Consider the following 17607-nt stretch of genomic DNA (forward strand, 5'->3'; position numbering starts at 1 on the left):
TATTTAGATCAACAACCACTTAAAAGTCAACCGATTCTCACAAAAGTTCGGGTACCAGGTCTATGAACTTTTTTGTTTTATGCTTGGGTTGTTGCTGTATCACTTTGTTCTTGGTGCTGTTTCTTTTCAATTCGATTCCAAATGATGGCGACGGCGATCGTTAATAGGATCGCTGTCACGAGCCTGATGAGCAGTAACGGCCAGAGCGGAATACCGAGCGGAGCGAAGATTAACGTATCTTCTATGACTGCATGGCAGGCTACTAAAAAGATAAAGACAAGATATAAATCTTTTTTCTTCACACCGTCTTCTTTCACCGCCTGGATCATCACTCCAGCTCCATAAGCGAGTCCGAAAAATAATCCGGCTGCCAATGTAGTAGACGTATTTTCACGAATGCCGAGCACTCTAGTGAATGGAGACATCCACCGCGAAAAAACATCTAGCCACTTTAAATCTTTCATAATTTGAATGAATACCATAAATGGTATGACGATGGCAGCTAATTGTAAAATCCCAATAACCGCGCTTTGCATACCGTGAAGCGCAATTGCTCCATACCCTTCAATGTTTTCCATTCCACCTGAAGGAACGAATCCGTATTGTGCTTTTTCTGCTCCCCCTTGCCAAAAAAGATGGATGAACCAAGCTGATAATAAAGCAAGACCAATTCGAACGAGCAAAACGACCCAAATTTTCACGCCAACTTGTTTAGCTACTGCTGACTCGACAAATAAATTGTGAGAAAACGAGAGCATTACTGCGAGAATGAATACTTGCTTTACTGTTAAATCCATCGTGAGCATTGCTCCGATAGCGGCATACAAGTTAAGGACATTCCCTAAAACGAGCGGGATTGCCGCTTCTCCAGTTAACCCTATGTATCCCATTAATGGTGAAAGCATCGTCGTCAACCAGTCCATCACAACAGTTTGACTGAGGATCGTAACAATTAATGTAATCGGAAAAATAATTTTCCCTAACGTCCATGTTGTTTGGAGACCTACTAATAAGCCTTTTTTTATTGTCTTCATCTTTAGCCTCCTTCGTTTTCATCCATACTAGTCATTATTTGCTAAAAAAAAGAAAGCGTCAAGGATCGATTTCCTTAACGCACCGTTACACTTTAAAAATATCATTTCTTCTTTTTCTTTTTCTTCTTCGTTTTGTTTGCCGGTGACTTTTGCGGTGCTTCTTCGTCTAAATACCTTTTATCTGCAAGTCCAGATTTGCGTCGGTAAATGATGAGAATGATTGCACCTATAATCGTAATGACTGATACGACTTGTGCTGTTTTTAGCACACCAAAAATGAGTAAATAGTCCGTTCTAATTCCTTCAATAAAGAATCGCCCGATTGAATACCAGATTGCATACGCTAAAATGATTTCACCTTGACGCAAATTGACACGCCGTAAATAGAGAATGATCACTAATCCGATGATATTCCAGATAGATTCATATAGAAACGTGGGATGATAATACGCCCCATTTATGTACATTTGATTAATGATAAATTCAGGCAACATCATGTTTTCTAAAAATTGACGAGAAACTTCTCCTCCATAAACTTCTTGATTCATAAAGTTTCCCCATCGGCCAACGATTTGCCCGATAAGTATACCTGGAGCTGCGATATCTAAAATCTTCCAGAAGGAAAGTCCGCGTTTTTTTGCAAAAATATAAGTTGTCAGGAACGCACCTATTAAACCTCCGTGAATCGCTAAACCACCTTCCCAGATTGCAAAAACTCTGACAGGGTCGTCTGCAAATTGTTCCCAACGGAATATCACGTAATATAGCCTTGCACCGACGATCGCTGCAGGCAATGCGAATAAGAGCAAATCAGCAAACATATCTTTAGGAAGTCCGCGTTTTTTTGCCTCTTGATTAACGACTAAATATCCAATAAAAGCTCCAAGGCCAATTAATAAACCGTACCAGTAAATAGTAAGCGGGCCAAGTTCAATGGCGATCGGATTTAATGGTTCAATTGTTCCTATCATTTTGACACCTCTTTTATTTCATTCACTTTGAGGAAGTAAAGCTTTTCCACTTAACACTTTATCACATTGGAAGGATGTTTTCTTACAAATTGAACTGATTTCATTTTTTTTCATAAATTGCAACGCATTGATTCAACAGCCTTATATGAGATGGTCGATCACGCTTACTCAAATGATTTAGTCTTCTTCACGATCTCCTTCTTCCATTACATTTGTTAACCGTTCTGAAAACTGCTGTGCTGCATTAATCCCCATCCGTTTTAAACGGAAATTCATCGCTGCAACTTCAATGATAACTGCTAAGTTTCTCCCTGGCCTTACAGGGATCGTAATTTTTGTTAATTCAGTATCAAAGATTTTTAACGTATCTTCATCTAATCCTAGACGATCATACTGTTTTTTCTGATCCCAAAGCTCTAAGTTGATAACCATCCCTATTCGTTTGAAGTTGCGCACAGCACCTGCTCCAAAAAGTGTCATCACATTAATGATCCCTAGTCCACGAATTTCTAACAAATGTTTAATAAGTTCAGGAGCTCGTCCAACTAAAACTCCGTCATGTTCTTGGCGAATTTCTACTGAGTCGTCAGCGACAAGGCGGTGTCCACGCCGAACTAAGTCAAGTGCCGTTTCACTTTTACCTACTCCACTGCTCCCTGTAATTAATACGCCAATTCCATAAATATCAATGAGAACTCCATGAACAGCTGTCATTGGAGCTAGCTCACTTTCTAAAAAATTGGCAAGCTGAGAGCTTAAACGAGTCGTTGTGACGTCTGATTGGAGGACAGGCACCCCTACCTCGTCGGCTGCTTCTATTAAATACTGCGGGGCATCTATATTTCTCGATAGAATAATTCCAGGCGTGTCATACGTACACAACCTTTCCATCCGGTCTTTCTGTTCCTCATCAGATAACTGCTTATAAAAGGAAATCTCCGTTTTACCTAACAGTTGAATTCGTTTTGCTGGATAATATGTAAAATAGCCTGCCATTTCCATCCCTGGTCGTGAGATATCGCTCGTCGAAATCGGTCGAAATGCAACTTCTTCTTCATTGTTTAATAACGTTAAGTTAAATTCTTTCATAAGCTCCTTCGCTGTGACTTTCGCCATTTCATCGTCCTCCTATGTATATGTCGAAAATTAGAGATCATACGTTTTGATAGCCTTTATTTTATCACAAAAATGAGTGATCCAAAATTTTGTTTCATAAACATTGATGAAATTTGTAGCTTTTCGTCACATCAAAAGTTACTTAGTAATAACTATCCGCCCGCAAAACGAGCGGTTTTAATTTCACCCTATAAGGACAATTTACCACTATATTCCCTTAAGGGACCTTATTCATTTGGTCCGTGCCAAAAGTATTTTGAGGACATCCCTTTTTATGATCAATTAGAATTCGAAATCTCTATAGGTGGACACTTTCACTCCAGAGAACAAGTGCGACATCTACCCGTACTCGACGCATTTAAAACCTCGGATATTCTAGAAGAAACACAGAATACCTTCCATCTATTCGTACTTTTAAAGAGATCTCAGCATTACGACCCTTAAAGGTTTATTTTCATACAGGCAGAGCCTGTCGCTTACAAAGACTGTAATAAGGTAGAAAGGTGATATGGAAAAATGTCAATACTTTCGACAAAATTGTGCGGGACCTGGTACTTGAAAATTTATTTTAAAAAGAACTGGCCGATTTTTGGCCAGTTCTTTATCTTTTCGTTAACGGGTCGACGATAAATGAATGGATGAGTGCACTTAATATCGCGAATATGATCGCTGCAACGATTGCTACTCCAAATCCATCTATCGTAAAACTTCCTCCCATGAATATAGATGTAAGCATTAACGTGATCGCGTTAATCACGAAAAGGAATAGTCCTAAAGTTAATACCGTAATTGGTAGCGTCAAGACGACGAGAATCGGTTTCACAATTAAATTTACTAGTGCAAGAATGAAACTTGCTAATAATGCCGCTGTCATCCCTTCAACATGAAACCCATTGAAAAAATGAGAAATAATAAGAAGAACAACGGCATTAACAACAATTTGGATGATCCAACTCATTAATGATGTACTTCCGATTCATTTGGCATGACAAAGATTCCGATGAAATATGCTAGAACAACAGGACCAATTGCTGTGACAATCATTAACACGATAGCTAAGATTCGAACGACAGTTGGATCAATATTAAAGTATTGACCAAGCCCGCCACACACACCAGCAATTTTTCTGTCGTCAACAGTACGGTATAGTTTCCTCATATGACCACTCCTTTCACAATCACATCTAATTTATCCAAATACGTTTTCCTTTATTAATTGCTGTTGCATTTTACAATTTATTCCATTTAGTTTCTAACGGTAATGGACCCTGTTGTCGCTTCTGCTTCCACATATACAGATGCTTCTTGGTTTTTGTTTGATAAAAACGACATTTGTTTACTAGCAAATTCCTTTTTCTCATCAATGACCGATAAGTTTGGCAGGTCACAGTTAATACTACCTACAGTCGACTTTAGTTCTCCTTCAGTTTTTACATCTTCAGGAACGACGACGGTGACGCTCCCAGTCGTCGTCTTAAAATATGCACGACTATTAACTGGTTCAAGCAATTTGTAGTTAATCGTGCCGTTTAATGTTTCCGCATCAATATCGCCTTTTACTGCATTCAAGGCAACGGTTCCGTTTACAGTTTTTGCATCACAGTGATCTGCGATCAATTTACTTACCGCGATAGTACCATTCACTGTCTCAAGACGGGCATCTTCACTTGCAATTTCTTCAAAGCTTATACGGCCATTTACCGTCTTTGCTTCAAAGTTATTTACGGAGACATGTTCCCCACTTAGTTTCCCGTTAAACGCATAAAGCTTTAGACGTTCTAAATGTCTCTTTGGTACATAAACGATTGTGTTCACTTTCATCGTCTTTTTTCTTGACTCTAATCGGAGCTTTTCATTCGATAAATCAAAAGTCACTTCATCCAAGAAATGTCTGCGAGCTTCATCTGTATCGCGGACTTTGTAAACTTTCACATTACACTCAACACGAATGTCGTCCTCTTCCCACGGTCGGAACGAAACACTTCCATTTTCGATAGAAATATCAACATTTCTAACTGTCGCTTCTTTATGTTGGAAAATATGCTGAATTTCAACAGATGATCCAAAATTAAAATCAAGATCAAACTCTTTAATTTTTTGTACGGCATCTTCTATAAAGTCAGTAAATTTCGTTGCGAAAGATGATACTTTTTGATCTGCTTGCCGGTAACTTTCGCCATTTTCCCAATCTACTTCACGTGATAACTCGGTACGTTGCGATTTTGTTTGTTCGTTGGCTGCAGTCTCTGATTCATTTTTTTCTTCTTTTAATGCATTTAATAAATCTACACCTTCATCTGCTGAAATCTTTCCATCCTCAATCATTTGTAAAATCTTTTTTCTTTCTTCTTGCATCAACTTCTCCTCCTTAAAAGATCAACTCAGTTATTTTTCAAATGTATGACTACTAACTGCTATTTTTTCATTACTATATTTAACGTACTATCATTATAAAGGTTTCAAAAGAGAATCGAAAACCGTCTTAAATTCGATTTTTGACTACGTCTTGAGTCTTAGTTCAAATAGATACTTCGACGATTCCAGCTCCTGCTAAACTTCATGATATGTAGAAAATTAGGGCTTTATTCCTTAACCACGTACAGTTTATAAATAAGAACAAGCCAAATTTTGCGCCTGACTCTCGCTATACAAAAAGCTGCTAATTCTTTTTCAACCGCAAAAGAGGCTGGGACAAAACAGTCTCAAATTAAGTAAAAAACGGTGTCAATTATCGCTTTTCGATAGTTGGCACCGTTTTGTTGACCTAAAATAGGTTGATGAGACTGTCGGGCGGTGTACTTTCTCAAGTTCACCGCCATAAGTGCAAATCCTAATTCATTTTTTACCTTCTTTTTGCCTCTCACCGACGTTCGGGTGAAATGCAAATTAGCCTTCAGAAACCCGAAGACTGGCTCGACATCGATTTTACGTTTCCCGTAAATCTCGCCTGTTTTCTGTTCCGAAAGCACTTCACGAATATAAGCTTTTTGGTTCTCCCATTTTTCATTGTAATAAACCTTTCGGTTATTTCCCTCTTTGGCCTTTGTACATTGTGCCCGCAAGGGACACTCGGAACAGTCTTCACATTCATAAACCTTAAACGTGCGTTGAAACCCTGCTTTATCTGTCTTATTCGAAGTATACCGGAAATTTACTCTCTTACCATTTGGACAGATAAATGTTTCACCCTCCTGATCAAAATGCCAATTGGCTACGTTAAAAGCATTGTTTCTATACGCTTTTTTCTTCTCTTTTCGATACATGCTGTAGGTGATGAGGCATCCGCAACGATAAATGATGGCAACGAAAAGAAACCTTTTTCAATTGTATTCAAAAAAGGGATAAACGTCAGAGTATCAGTTGGATTTGGAAATATGTCATAAGCGAGCGTATATTGTCCTTCGGTTGCAATTTGAAGATTATATCCGGCTTTCAGTTGACCATTCTTCATGTAGTCATCTTTCATCCGCATAAACGTGGCATCATGGTCTGTCTTGGAATAGCTGTTTCGATCTCCCAGGGTCGCAAGATCCTGCTTGTATTTTTGTTTACGCGCGGCAAAATCCTTGAACTTTTTACGGTACTGTTTAGGTGCTTTCCGTTCTGAGCGAAGTTGTTTTCGTTTCTGTGTGTCTTGAGTCGTTTCAATCCGGTTATCGTAACCTTCAATGGTTTCATCCAACTTCTGAACGACCTCTTCGAGCTCCTTGTTAGACAGTTCTTTTTGGCTATCCCGTTCTATTGCAGGAATGATCTCATGTTCTAGAAGTTCCTCATAGAGTTGATTGGATTTCTCAACTAAACGGGTGCTGTACCTTTCAACGGATTTACGCCAGACAAACGTAAACTTATTTGCATTTGCCTCAATCTTTGTGCCATCGATGAAGATCGATTCATCTTCAATCACCTTTTCTTTAACCAGCTGACAACGGAATTGAACGAAACACTGACGTAGTAATTCTTGGACTTCATGGTGTACCCTAAAACGGTTGATCGTACGGTAGCTTGGTTCATACCCTTGCGCCAGCCACATCATCCGAACACTGTCTTTCAAAAGCTCCTCAATTTTTCTCCCAGAGAAGACAGATTGTGTATAGGCGCAAAGGATGATCTTCATCATCATTCTGGGATGATAGGCCGGACAGCCCGTTGTACGTAAAAATCCACTGAATGCCTCATCGGGGATGGCTTCTACCATATCATTCACGGCAAAAGCGATATCATTTTCCTGAAGTTTATAGGCTAAATCCATCGGCAAAATGATTTGATTCATGTTATAATCTTTATACATAAGGATACCTCCGATTCTGTTTTTGTGTGGATACTTTAACTTTATCAGAAGGTATCCTTTTTGTGTATACGTATAAACTAGACGGACTTATCCAAGTTGATTGTCAAAATCACGAGACGCCTGCGGGAAAAGCAAGAGCTGAAGATCCATCGGGGCGATTTTACCCCGATTAGCTGAAGCCTTGCCCGCGGCAAGCGAGTGTTTTTTGAAACAATCAACCCAAAATATAATATGAATAACTGAAAAAGAAGAAATGGCACTCACCGACGGTGAGTGCCACTCTTATTAACTGGGTTTTGTCCCAGCCCCTTCTACTATACTCACGTTGAATGTACTTTTTCTTTTTCCTTTAAACGTTTGTCCATTCTCATTCTTTCACGCTCTAATATTGGCTTCAAATATTGACCTGTATAAGATCCTTCTACCTCAGCAACATGTTCTGGAGTTCCTTGAGCAACAAGTTTTCCTCCCTTATCTCCGCCTTCAGGGCCGAGATCGATTATATGATCAGCTGTTTTAATGACATCTAGATTATGCTCAATAACAAGCACCGTGTCACCATTTTCAACTAGTCGCTGAAGAACATCCAACAAACGTTCAATATCCGCTACGTGAAGACCGGTTGTCGGTTCATCTAGAATAAATAGTGTACGTCCATTTGAACGACGGTGCAGCTGCGATGCTAACTTAACACGCTGTGCTTCACCACCTGATAATGTCGTTGCAGGCTGTCCGAGGGTCATATAGCCTAAACCGACATCAAACAGTGTTTGAACTTTCCGTTTGATACGAGGAATATTTTCAAAAAAGCCTAATGCTTCCTCGATCGTCATATTTAACACATCTGCAATCGTTTTTCCTTTATACTTTACTTCTAACGTTTCTCGATTGTATCGTTTCCCATCACATTCTTCACAGGGAACGTAAACATCTGGCAGGAAGTGCATCTCTATTTTAATAATTCCATCCCCACGGCAAGCTTCACAGCGCCCGCCTTTTACGTTAAAACTAAAGCGGCCTTTCTTATACCCTCTTACTTTTGCTTCATTTGTCATTGCAAATACATCGCGAATGTCATCAAATACGCTCGTATATGTCGCAGGGTTTGATCGTGGTGTCCGTCCGATCGGAGATTGATCAATATCAACGACTTTTTCTAAATGTTCAATCCCGTCAATCGACTTATGTTTCCCTGGTTTATCTTTGGCTGTCGTCAGATTTTGAGCTAACGACTTGTATAAAATGTCGTTAATTAACGTACTTTTACCTGAACCAGAAACACCGGTAACAGCAACAAACATACCGAGCGGAATTTGAACATTCGTTTTTTTCAAGTTATTCTCTTCTGCTCCTTTAATAGCAAGCTTCCGCCCATCTTGCTTTCTTCTTTCTACAGGTAGCGGAATGAATTTTTTCCCGGCTAAATATTGTCCAGTTAATGATTGGTCATCTTCCATAATTTCTTTCGGTGACCCTGCAGCGGTAATCTCTCCGCCATGAGCCCCAGCTCCTGGACCAATGTCAATTAAATAATCTGCTGCGAGCATCGTATCTTCATCGTGTTCAACAACAATTAACGTATTACCAAGATCCCGCATTTTCTCAAGTGTTCGAATTAACCTTGTATTGTCACGCTGGTGAAGCCCAATAGACGGTTCATCGAGTATATAAAGGACCCCCATTAATGACGATCCAATTTGAGTTGCAAGGCGAATCCGTTGAGCTTCACCACCTGATAGAGTCCCGGCAGACCGTGAAAGCGTCAAATACTCCAAGCCGACATTCATTAAAAAGCCGAGTCTTTCCTCAATTTCCCGGAGAATCATATGAGCTATCGTCATTTCCTTTTTCGTTAGCTGCAAGTTCTCGACCCATGTTTTTGCATTTTTTACAGAGAGCTCTGTCACTTGTCCGATATGCTGATCCCCTATTTTTACAGCTAATGCTTCTTTACGAAGTCTGTGCCCTTTACATGTCGGACATGGTTTTTGTGCCATATATCCTTCCATTTGCTCTCGAATATAGTCTGAGCTCGTTTCATGATATCTCCTTGATATGTTGTGAACGACACCTTCAAAGTAAATTTCCTTTTCTCTCACGCGGCCAAATTCATTTTCATATCGAAAATAAATTTGTTCGTTTCCGCTCCCATATAAGATTTTATCGAGCTGATGCTTTGGAAGCTGTTCCAATGGAACCTCCATATCAATCTCATAATGGTCACAAATACTTTTTAAAAGTTGAGGGTAGTATTGAGAGCTCGTCGGAACCCATGGGACAATTGCCCCATCATTTAAAGACTTACTCCAATCAGGAATAACAAGATCTAGGTCCACCTCAAGTTTACTTCCTAAACCATCACAAGAACTGCAAGCTCCGAACGGACTATTGAAGGAAAACATGCGTGGTTCAAGCTCACCAATTGAGAAACCACAATGCGGGCACGAATGTTTTTGGCTGAATAAAAGTTCTTCGTCTCCTATTACATCAACCATTGCACTTCCATCAGCAAGGTTTAACGCTGTTTCTAATGAATCCGCTAATCGTGCCTCTATTCCTTCTTTTATCACAATCCTGTCGATCACAACTTCAATGTTATGTTTTTTATTTTTATCCAGCTCAATCTCTTCTGCAGCTTCACGCATTTCCCCATTGACTCGAACTCTGACGAAACCTTGTTTTTTTACATCTTCAAATATTTTGGCGTGCGTCCCTTTACGGCCAGATACAACAGGAGCAAGAATTTGCATTTTTGTCCGCTCTGGATATTCCAACATCCGATCAACCATTTGTTGAACAGTCTGTGAAGTGATCTCCACTCCATGTTTAGGACAAATCGGCCGCCCTACTCTTGCAAACAGAAGTCGTAAATAATCATAGATTTCAGTTACGGTACCTACAGTCGAGCGTGGATTTCTGCTCGTCGTTTTTTGATCAATTGAAATTGCAGGTGATAACCCTTCAATCGCATCAACATCCGGCTTGTCCATTTGACCTAAAAATTGCCTTGCATATGCTGATAAAGATTCTACGTATCTCCGCTGTCCTTCTGCATATATCGTATCGAATGCAAGAGACGACTTCCCTGAACCAGATAACCCTGTCAAAACAACAAGGTTATTTCTTGGTATCGTTACATCTATATTCTTTAAGTTATGGGATCTGGCCCCTTTTACGACAATATTTTGTTGAGTCATCTCACTCTCATCCTCCTGCCTTTAATTCGATAATGACATCGCGAAGTTCAGCCGCTCTTTCGAAATCTAAATTCTTTGCTGCGTCCTTCATTTCTGCTTCCATACGTTCGATTACCTTTTCACGATCTTTCTTACTCATTTTCTCGTGTTTCGCGATTTCTTTCACATCATATGTTTCTTCTTCTTCAGCTGCATATGTTGCTTGAATTAATTCCGGAACTGCTTTCTGTATCGTTTGTGGTGTGATACCATGTTTTTCATTAAATTCTTTTTGAATACTACGGCGCCTTTTCGTCTCATCAATCGCAATTTCCATAGATTTTGTCATTTTATCTGCGTACATAATGACGTGGCCATTCGCATTACGTGCAGCTCGCCCCATCGTCTGAATAAGTGAACGCTCAGCTCTTAAGAAGCCTTCTTTATCAGCATCTAATATCGCTACAAGTGATACTTCTGGAATATCAAGTCCTTCTCTGAGAAGGTTAATCCCGACAAGAACATCAAATTCTCCGAGACGCAGTTCCCGAATGATTTGAATCCGCTCTAATGTTTTTATATCTGAATGTAAATATTTCACCCGAATTCCAATTTCCTTAAAGTAATCAGTTAAATCCTCAGACATTTTTTTCGTTAGTGTTGTCACAAGAACACGTTCATTCCGCTCTTTTCGAATGTGAATCTCTTCAAGCAAGTCATCAATTTGTCCTTCAATTGGCCGGACGTCAATGGATGGATCAAGCAGACCAGTCGGGCGAATGATTTGTTCAACCACTTCTGGGCAATGTTCAAGTTCATATGGTCCAGGTGTTGCAGAGACAAAAATCGTTTGCGAGATATGTTTCTCGAATTCATCAAATTTGAGAGGGCGGTTATCTTTTGCTGATGGTAATCGGAATCCGTGATCTACTAGTACGCCTTTCCTTGCCTGGTCCCCATTGTACATTCCACGTACTTGCGGCAAAGTAACATGTGATTCATCGACAACGATTAAAAAGTCATCTGGAAAGAAGTCTAAAAGGGTATAAGGTGTTGCACCAGCTTCACGAAATGTTAGATGCCTTGAATAATTTTCAATCCCTGAGCAATACCCCATCTCTTGCATCATTTCAATATCATATCTAGTACGCTGCTCTAGTCGTTGAGCTTCCAATAACTTTCCTTTTTCATTTAAGTCAGCTAATCGTTCATCCAACTCCTTTTCGATATTAACGATTGCCCGCTTTAATTTTTCCTCGCGGGTGACGAAGTGTGAAGCAGGAAATATCGCTACATGGTTGCGTTCACCGAGTACTTCCCCTGTTAAAGCATCTACTTCAGTAATTCTGTCAATCTCATCGCCGAAAAATTCAACACGCATGCAATGTTCATCTCTTGAAGCAGGGAAAATCTCGACAACATCTCCTCTTACGCGAAACGTTCCACGTGTAAAGTTGATATCATTTCGTTCATACTGCACATCAACTAAATTTCGTAACAAAGTATTTCGTTCAATTTCCATTCCTGTCCGTAATGAAACGACTAAATCTCTATATTCAGTCGGAGAACCTAAACCATAAATACACGAAACACTGGCAACAATAATGACATCATTTCTTTCAAAAAGTGAACTGGTGGCCGAGTGACGTAGCTTATCAATCTCATCATTGATGCTCGCATCTTTTTCGATGTATGTATCAGAATGCGGAATATAAGCTTCCGGCTGATAATAATCATAGTAACTTACGAAATATTCAACAGCATTGTTCGGGAAAAAATCTTTGAACTCGCTGTATAGCTGACCAGCTAACGTTTTGTTATGTGCTATAACAAGTGTCGGTTTATTTACTTCTTTTATGACATTCGAAATGGTAAACGTTTTCCCAGTTCCTGTCGCCCCTAGTAATGTTTGATATCGTTTTCCTTCATTTACACCTTTGACAAGTTCCTTAATCGCTTTTGGCTGATCCCCTTGTGGTGAATATTTCGAATGTAAATCAAACGTATTACTCATTGGTTGTTCCACCGTAACCTTACCTCCTCTTTCATATTAAACATGTATATTGTCAAAATGAATACGTCTATATTTATCTTTAAAACACTAACTGATTGATCTATTTTTATAAAGTACGATTAGTTTGTGATTCAAGTAAATTGTCTTATAAGATATCTAGCATAACGAATATTAATATTCGAAACAAATCATCGTACTTCTCTATATTTCCTTTACTCCCCATTCTTAACCTATGTTTATCATTATAACACAAAATAAGAAAAACACGAACGTATATTCGATCATAGTTAAGGATCAGATCCCACACAATGATGTGTAAAATAATGTAATTTTCTATTATAGATTATACTCGTAATGTAAGTTCGTTTCACATAGTAACAAAACCGAGTAGGCGTCGCCATTACTGACCACGCCTCTCACAGAGCACACACGTGCGGATCTTCGCATGTGGCTCTTCCCATATATCCCTTTTAGAGATAACGTTCATCATAAACAGATGATAAACTAACGAGTCCAAGTTCTGAAAAGAACTTATTGTCTAGTGCCGCATGAACCATTGGACTTTTGGAACTTCGCCAAGCAAACATACGGATTCCTCTAAGGTTTTCTTCCCTCCATCCCTTTCTTCTCAGAAGGCGGTGGAGGTTCTTTATATGTCTCCAGCTTCTTAGTTGTACCATTCGTAACCGTCTTCTTATCCAGCTATCCCATACTTTGAATTTGTTCTTCACATTTCCATAACGAAAATAATTTGCCCAACCTCGAATGTATGGATTTAATTTGTCTTGGATAAGTAGTTGAATATCAACTGTTTGGTTTCGACGAGTCATTTCTTTCACTCGTTCCTTGAATGTCGCCTCTTTCTTAGGGTCTATTCTTCGAATATCTCCGATGAATTCATAGCCTAAGAATGTAAATGGCTCTTTGTTGGCGTTGACAACTTTAGTCTTTTCTTGATTCACAGTTAGACTTAGCTCTTCCTCAAGAAATCTTGAGACACTTCGCATAACTCTTTCTGCGCCTTTTGAACTTTTACAAAGAATGATAAAATCATCCGCAAAACGGACGATTCGGTGACCTCGCTCAGTCATCAGTTGATCAAGCTGATGTAAGTAGATGTTCGAAAGTAATGGACTTAGCACGCCACCCTGCGGAGCTCCCTCAGGGGTATCTTCGTATCGATCTCCTACCATGACACCTGCTCTGAGAAAACGGTGAATGAGTTTGATTATAGACCCATCTGTCACTCGTTTCCTTATTTGATGTTCCAGTTTATCATGTGGGATCGTGTCAAAGTAGGATTGTAAGTCGGCATCGATGACATAATGGTATCCTGCATTCAAGTGTTCAGTGACTTTGTCTAAAGCCATATGAGCACTTATTCCGGGCCGAAAACCATAGCTACACGGAAGGAATTCTTCTTCGAAGATCGGTTCCAATACATTTCGAAGAGAAGCTTGTACGATGCGATCTTCCACCGTTGGTATCCCTAGTGGACGTTGTTTCTTGCCATTATCTTTGTCGATCATCTTTCGTCGAACAGGTTTGGGTCGATATTGTTTATCTTTTAGCTTCTGTTGGAGCACTTCTAGATTGTCCTCCAGCTTTGCTTCATAGCCTTCAATTGTTACCTTATCAACCCCTGGTGCACCTTTATTCTTCTTCACTTGATAGAAGGCACTTACTAGATTCGCTTTCTTGTACACTTTGTCATACAAACTGTACCATACACGTCTTTTCATCTGTTATTCCCCTTACGCCATTGCTTTCGCTTCTTCCTTTGTTTCTGCTTCCCCATATAAATGTGATTCTACAAGGTTGATAGCTCACGGCAATAACTTGTGCATCTCATTTGGCGGTAGACGGTGTACCCTTCTGTTCCACCCTGGCATCAGCCCCCTTGGCTCTTGTCCAGCTTCTGTCTACTTCCGCAGTCATAAGTAAGCCTACTCACATTGTTCTTCTATGGGTCACGCCCTTCGCACGAATCCCTACCTTTTGAGTATAGGTTCGCAACTGTATCTATGTACAGTTTCACTCATGTGCTGTCCTCGCTACTGTCGCCAGTAGGTCATTGGCATGTGCTTCTTCACTACTATGGCGATCTCTGACTTCTCCCTTTAAAGCTCATCCTGTGTCCTTGGCTTAGCCTTGTGACATCAGTACCTACTTTAGGAAGCAGGGAGATCTCAATGGGTCACATCATGTACTTTCCCTCTAACCCAGCCCTCATAACACTTTGAGTTTCTAACTATTCGGACTTTCTGTTGTCTTGCACAGTCATCCAACTCTCGTGCCAACATGGGATATCAGCTCTGTTCAGAGGTTTGCCTTCAGATCCTCCGCACGCTACTTCACAGTCAACGCACTACCTGTCAGCTAATGCTTGCCGGCTAGTCGATGCATTCGGGACTTTCACCCTTTAGCACATGTGCTGCCACTCGCGAAAAACACCATCTTAGGATTAGCCCTATGATGGTGTTCATGAATATTATATTCCAGCCGCATATACTACTACTATTTTTTATGAGGTGTCTCTTCATCACGATTTTTTTTGTTTTCTTTCATTTCCTCTTCTGAAACATCAGGTTTCCAGCGATTTCTCTCTATTTTACTATTACTGAATTCCTCATAAAAGGCAGACAAATTAGAAGCTTGTCCATACGGAAACTCCATTTCTTCTTCATCACTCGTTTGATCGGTACCGTCCTCTTCCGCTGCCAATGATTCAGTAAGCTTTTCAGCTTCCTTTTTGTCTTTAAAAAGCTGTATTTCTTCATCTTCACTTTCTTCAACTGATGTCGCAACCTCTTCATATGTCTCACTGACAAAAGACTCTTCATTTACTACAAGCTTTTCGGCATCTTTATGAGCAACTTCCAATTCTTCTCGTTCATCTGATTCATTACTTGTACCATCTTCTACTATCGTTTCGTCTGGTAACTTTTCATCAAGTAATTTCAGTTCACTTCGCCCGTCCTCTATGACCTCTTCCTTTACGACTTCACGATCTTTATGAATCACAACAGAAGACCTTAACGCTCTCGGAGATAAATTAATATTGGTATCATCCGGAATAAACAATATCCCTATTTGGTGGTGATCTCCTTCATACCTTGATGATTGAGCAAAGCGGATTTCACCATCTAAATTAACCACTTCTAATTTACAATAAGCAGGGTTGAATTGGAGAGCTTCATATAAATCCCGTTGTGAATCGACTTCATATCCATTTACTTTAGATATCACTTCTCCAACTTGGACTTCCATTTTTTCAGCTGTTGAACCCGGTAATACCCCAAGCACCATTAACCCTTCTGCTTGATTTCCATACATACTGTTCCGACTGTTATCCATCGAATGATACGAAAAGTATAAAATTTCTTTTGAAAATAGAATAATTGCAGCAACGAGTGGCGCTAAAAAAGGCCAAACAATTGCCACACTCGCAACAATAATAGGAATGAAGCTGACAACTAACATTCTTTTTCCAAATTGCTTTATACCTTGTTCTGGCAATTGACTTTGAACAGCAACTTGGCATGTTAATATGAACGGAACTAAGATAAGCCCTGAGCTATCTCCTTCTGCTGCCGGAAATAGTGGCCACCATCCGACAGATGCTAAAGCTCCTCCGGGAACGAGCAAGAAAATTGGTAAAAACCACAGCCGGTTTACTTCGTGCACTCCAACTGTTTTTCCTCGTTTACTTTTCCTTAATCTTGGTGTTGTTTTTTTCCATCCTTGAATCAAGTGAAAGATTGCTTCTGTTACGAATAAAATGGCTAGCAGCCATGCAAATCCAGTAACGTTCATCTTATTTATTTCGGTAAGCCACTCATTTATAACAAAATATTGGGTACCACCTTCAGGCAATACAAAGGTTAATAACATTGCGATTGCACCTACTGTGGTCATACTTAGCCAGCGCACTTGTTTAAACGGAAGCAATAAAACCCAGAGTACAGCGATTAATATGAACATTCCGAGCGGGATTTCAATTCCAGCCGTAAGAATGATAGCTGATAAAATCCCTGCACCTGCTAATCCGACAAGGAGCGGAAAAGTAATTTCGTGGATAAAGTCATATACACGCGTATGAAAATCCATTCGCTCTCTTTTAACTCTGCGAAACCCAAGCCAAATGGCTGTTAGAAAAAATATGTACGTTAATGGGTGTAAAAAAATCTGCCCGACCGCTTTTAACAATTCCCAGCCTACGACTTCCAAATGAATCCCTCCCCGATATGAAGTGTCGTTATTCCAATTAAAAAAAACTGTTTTCATAAACTAAACTTGGCTTATCGTTAAAAAGCGTACCACTTATGTATAAGTATGTCACATTGAATCATCATCGTCTTTGCATTCTAATGAAAATCCTTGTCCTTATAGTTTAGCATGAATTCGTACATGAAAGGTACGTTTTCAGAATAATCCTTCCTTTCATTGTAAAACAAATTGATAAAAAAAAAAGTTCTTTTTCTCATAAGATCGACTTAATTTTTCATCAACTGACATAACGTTTTACGTCAAACGCAGTTATGATCTCTAAACAAAACTTGGCCTATCGTTAAAGAGGTTCTCAGGAAGTGAATTATACTTGCCTAGAAACGCCTATGCTTTTGTGCAAGACTTAATGGCGAAACCCTCAATTGCAGTTATACGATTATCATAGGTTTTATAAATTGAATTGTGTTAGTGTAAAAAAAGAAGGCCACATATGGCCTCCAGGCTGTTGAGAAAGTTTTCTCAACAGCCTTTTTTTTAAAAGAGAAGTATGATATCTCACGATCTCATCCCTCCCGGCGGACGCTTTCCATGGGGCTTGTCTTCAACTAATTCTGACTCAGCGAAGCATCGTCAGAATGGATTTTCAGACTGCACTGATCCCATTGGAGTCGCCGCCTTTCGTTCTTCAATCAACCTAGAACATCCATCGTTTCCTATTTAGAAATGATGGTTATTTTTTCAACAGTTTTATCTGATTATTCAGGTAAATATAGTAT

Annotated in this window: 10 protein-coding genes and 1 pseudogene; all 11 read right to left on the minus strand. The window is 39.6% G+C overall.

Translation table 11 applies throughout. The features are described from left to right. Positions 1-77 precede the first annotated feature (77 nt). The 11 genes and pseudogenes from CD001_RS24685 to CD001_RS24735 all read right to left on the minus strand — a co-directional run bounded on the left by CD001_RS24685 (position 78) and on the right by CD001_RS24735 (position 16831). A complete protein-coding gene (locus tag CD001_RS24685) occupies positions 78-1034 on the minus strand; it encodes a nucleoside recognition domain-containing protein (RefSeq protein ID WP_096190222.1) in 957 nt (318 codons plus the stop codon). Positions 1035-1135: 101 nt separating this feature from the next. Further along, positions 1136-2005 (minus strand): prolipoprotein diacylglyceryl transferase, encoded by an 870-nt coding sequence (lgt, locus tag CD001_RS24690; RefSeq protein ID WP_096190223.1) that lies wholly within the window; start codon positions 2003-2005, stop codon positions 1136-1138. Between the two features lie 177 nt (positions 2006-2182). Further along, positions 2183-3121 carry an HPr(Ser) kinase/phosphatase gene (gene hprK, locus CD001_RS24695; RefSeq protein ID WP_096190224.1) on the minus strand — a complete coding sequence of 313 codons (939 nt, stop codon included), beginning with the start codon at positions 3119-3121 and terminating at the stop codon, positions 2183-2185. A 601-nt stretch (positions 3122-3722) separates the two neighbouring features. After that, positions 3723-4079: a phage holin family protein gene (locus CD001_RS24700; protein ID WP_096190225.1), complete on the minus strand. Its 357-nt coding sequence runs from the start codon at positions 4077-4079 to the stop codon at positions 3723-3725. Beyond that, on the minus strand, positions 4079-4279 hold the full coding sequence (locus CD001_RS24705) for a PspC domain-containing protein (protein WP_096190226.1): 201 nt from the start codon (positions 4277-4279) through the stop codon (positions 4079-4081). The genes CD001_RS24700 and CD001_RS24705 overlap by 1 nt, the downstream gene beginning before the upstream one ends. A gap of 86 nt (positions 4280-4365) precedes the next feature. After that, a complete protein-coding gene (locus CD001_RS24710) occupies positions 4366-5475 on the minus strand; it encodes a DUF4097 family beta strand repeat-containing protein (RefSeq protein ID WP_096190227.1) in 1110 nt (369 codons plus the stop codon). 347 nt (positions 5476-5822) lie between these two features. Continuing rightward, positions 5823-7411, minus strand: a pseudogene (locus CD001_RS24715) (IS1182 family transposase). A 320-nt stretch (positions 7412-7731) separates the two neighbouring features. Beyond that, a complete protein-coding gene (gene uvrA, locus CD001_RS24720; protein ID WP_096190228.1) occupies positions 7732-10608 on the minus strand; it encodes an excinuclease ABC subunit UvrA in 2877 nt (958 codons plus the stop codon). Positions 10609-10615: 7 nt separating this feature from the next. After that, positions 10616-12601, minus strand: coding sequence for an excinuclease ABC subunit UvrB (gene uvrB, locus CD001_RS24725; protein ID WP_096190756.1), 1986 nt, complete (start codon positions 12599-12601; stop codon positions 10616-10618). Positions 12602-13071: 470 nt separating this feature from the next. Further along, positions 13072-14343 (minus strand): group II intron reverse transcriptase/maturase, encoded by a 1272-nt coding sequence (gene ltrA, locus CD001_RS24730; RefSeq protein ID WP_096186455.1) that lies wholly within the window; start codon positions 14341-14343, stop codon positions 13072-13074. 775 nt (positions 14344-15118) lie between these two features. Then, entirely contained in the window at positions 15119-16831 is a 1713-nt protein-coding gene (locus tag CD001_RS24735) for a PDZ domain-containing protein (protein WP_096190229.1), read from the minus strand. Positions 16832-17607 lie beyond the last annotated feature (776 nt).

Origin of the sequence: Evansella halocellulosilytica, from assembly GCF_002335745.1 — a bacterium.
GTDB lineage: Bacteria > Bacillota > Bacilli > Bacillales > Salisediminibacteriaceae > Bacillus_CA > Bacillus_CA halocellulosilytica.

Bases quoted from the DNA above. Each gene is read 5' to 3' on its own strand.
- uvrA (WP_096190228.1), bottom strand. From the start codon at position 10,608: ATGACTCAACAAAATATTGTCGTAAAAGGGGCCAGATCCCATAACTTA.
- CD001_RS24710 (WP_096190227.1), bottom strand. From the start codon at position 5,475: ATGCAAGAAGAAAGAAAAAAGATTTTACAAATGATTGAGGATGGAAAG.
- CD001_RS24705 (WP_096190226.1), bottom strand. From the start codon at position 4,279: ATGAGGAAACTATACCGTACTGTTGACGACAGAAAAATTGCTGGTGTG.
- CD001_RS24685 (WP_096190222.1), bottom strand. From the start codon at position 1,034: ATGAAGACAATAAAAAAAGGCTTATTAGTAGGTCTCCAAACAACATGG.
- CD001_RS24700 (WP_096190225.1), bottom strand. From the start codon at position 4,079: ATGAGTTGGATCATCCAAATTGTTGTTAATGCCGTTGTTCTTCTTATT.
- uvrB (WP_096190756.1), bottom strand. From the start codon at position 12,601: ATGAGTAATACGTTTGATTTACATTCGAAATATTCACCACAAGGGGAT.
- lgt (WP_096190223.1), bottom strand. From the start codon at position 2,005: ATGATAGGAACAATTGAACCATTAAATCCGATCGCCATTGAACTTGGC.
- hprK (WP_096190224.1), bottom strand. From the start codon at position 3,121: ATGGCGAAAGTCACAGCGAAGGAGCTTATGAAAGAATTTAACTTAACG.
- ltrA (WP_096186455.1), bottom strand. From the start codon at position 14,343: ATGAAAAGACGTGTATGGTACAGTTTGTATGACAAAGTGTACAAGAAA.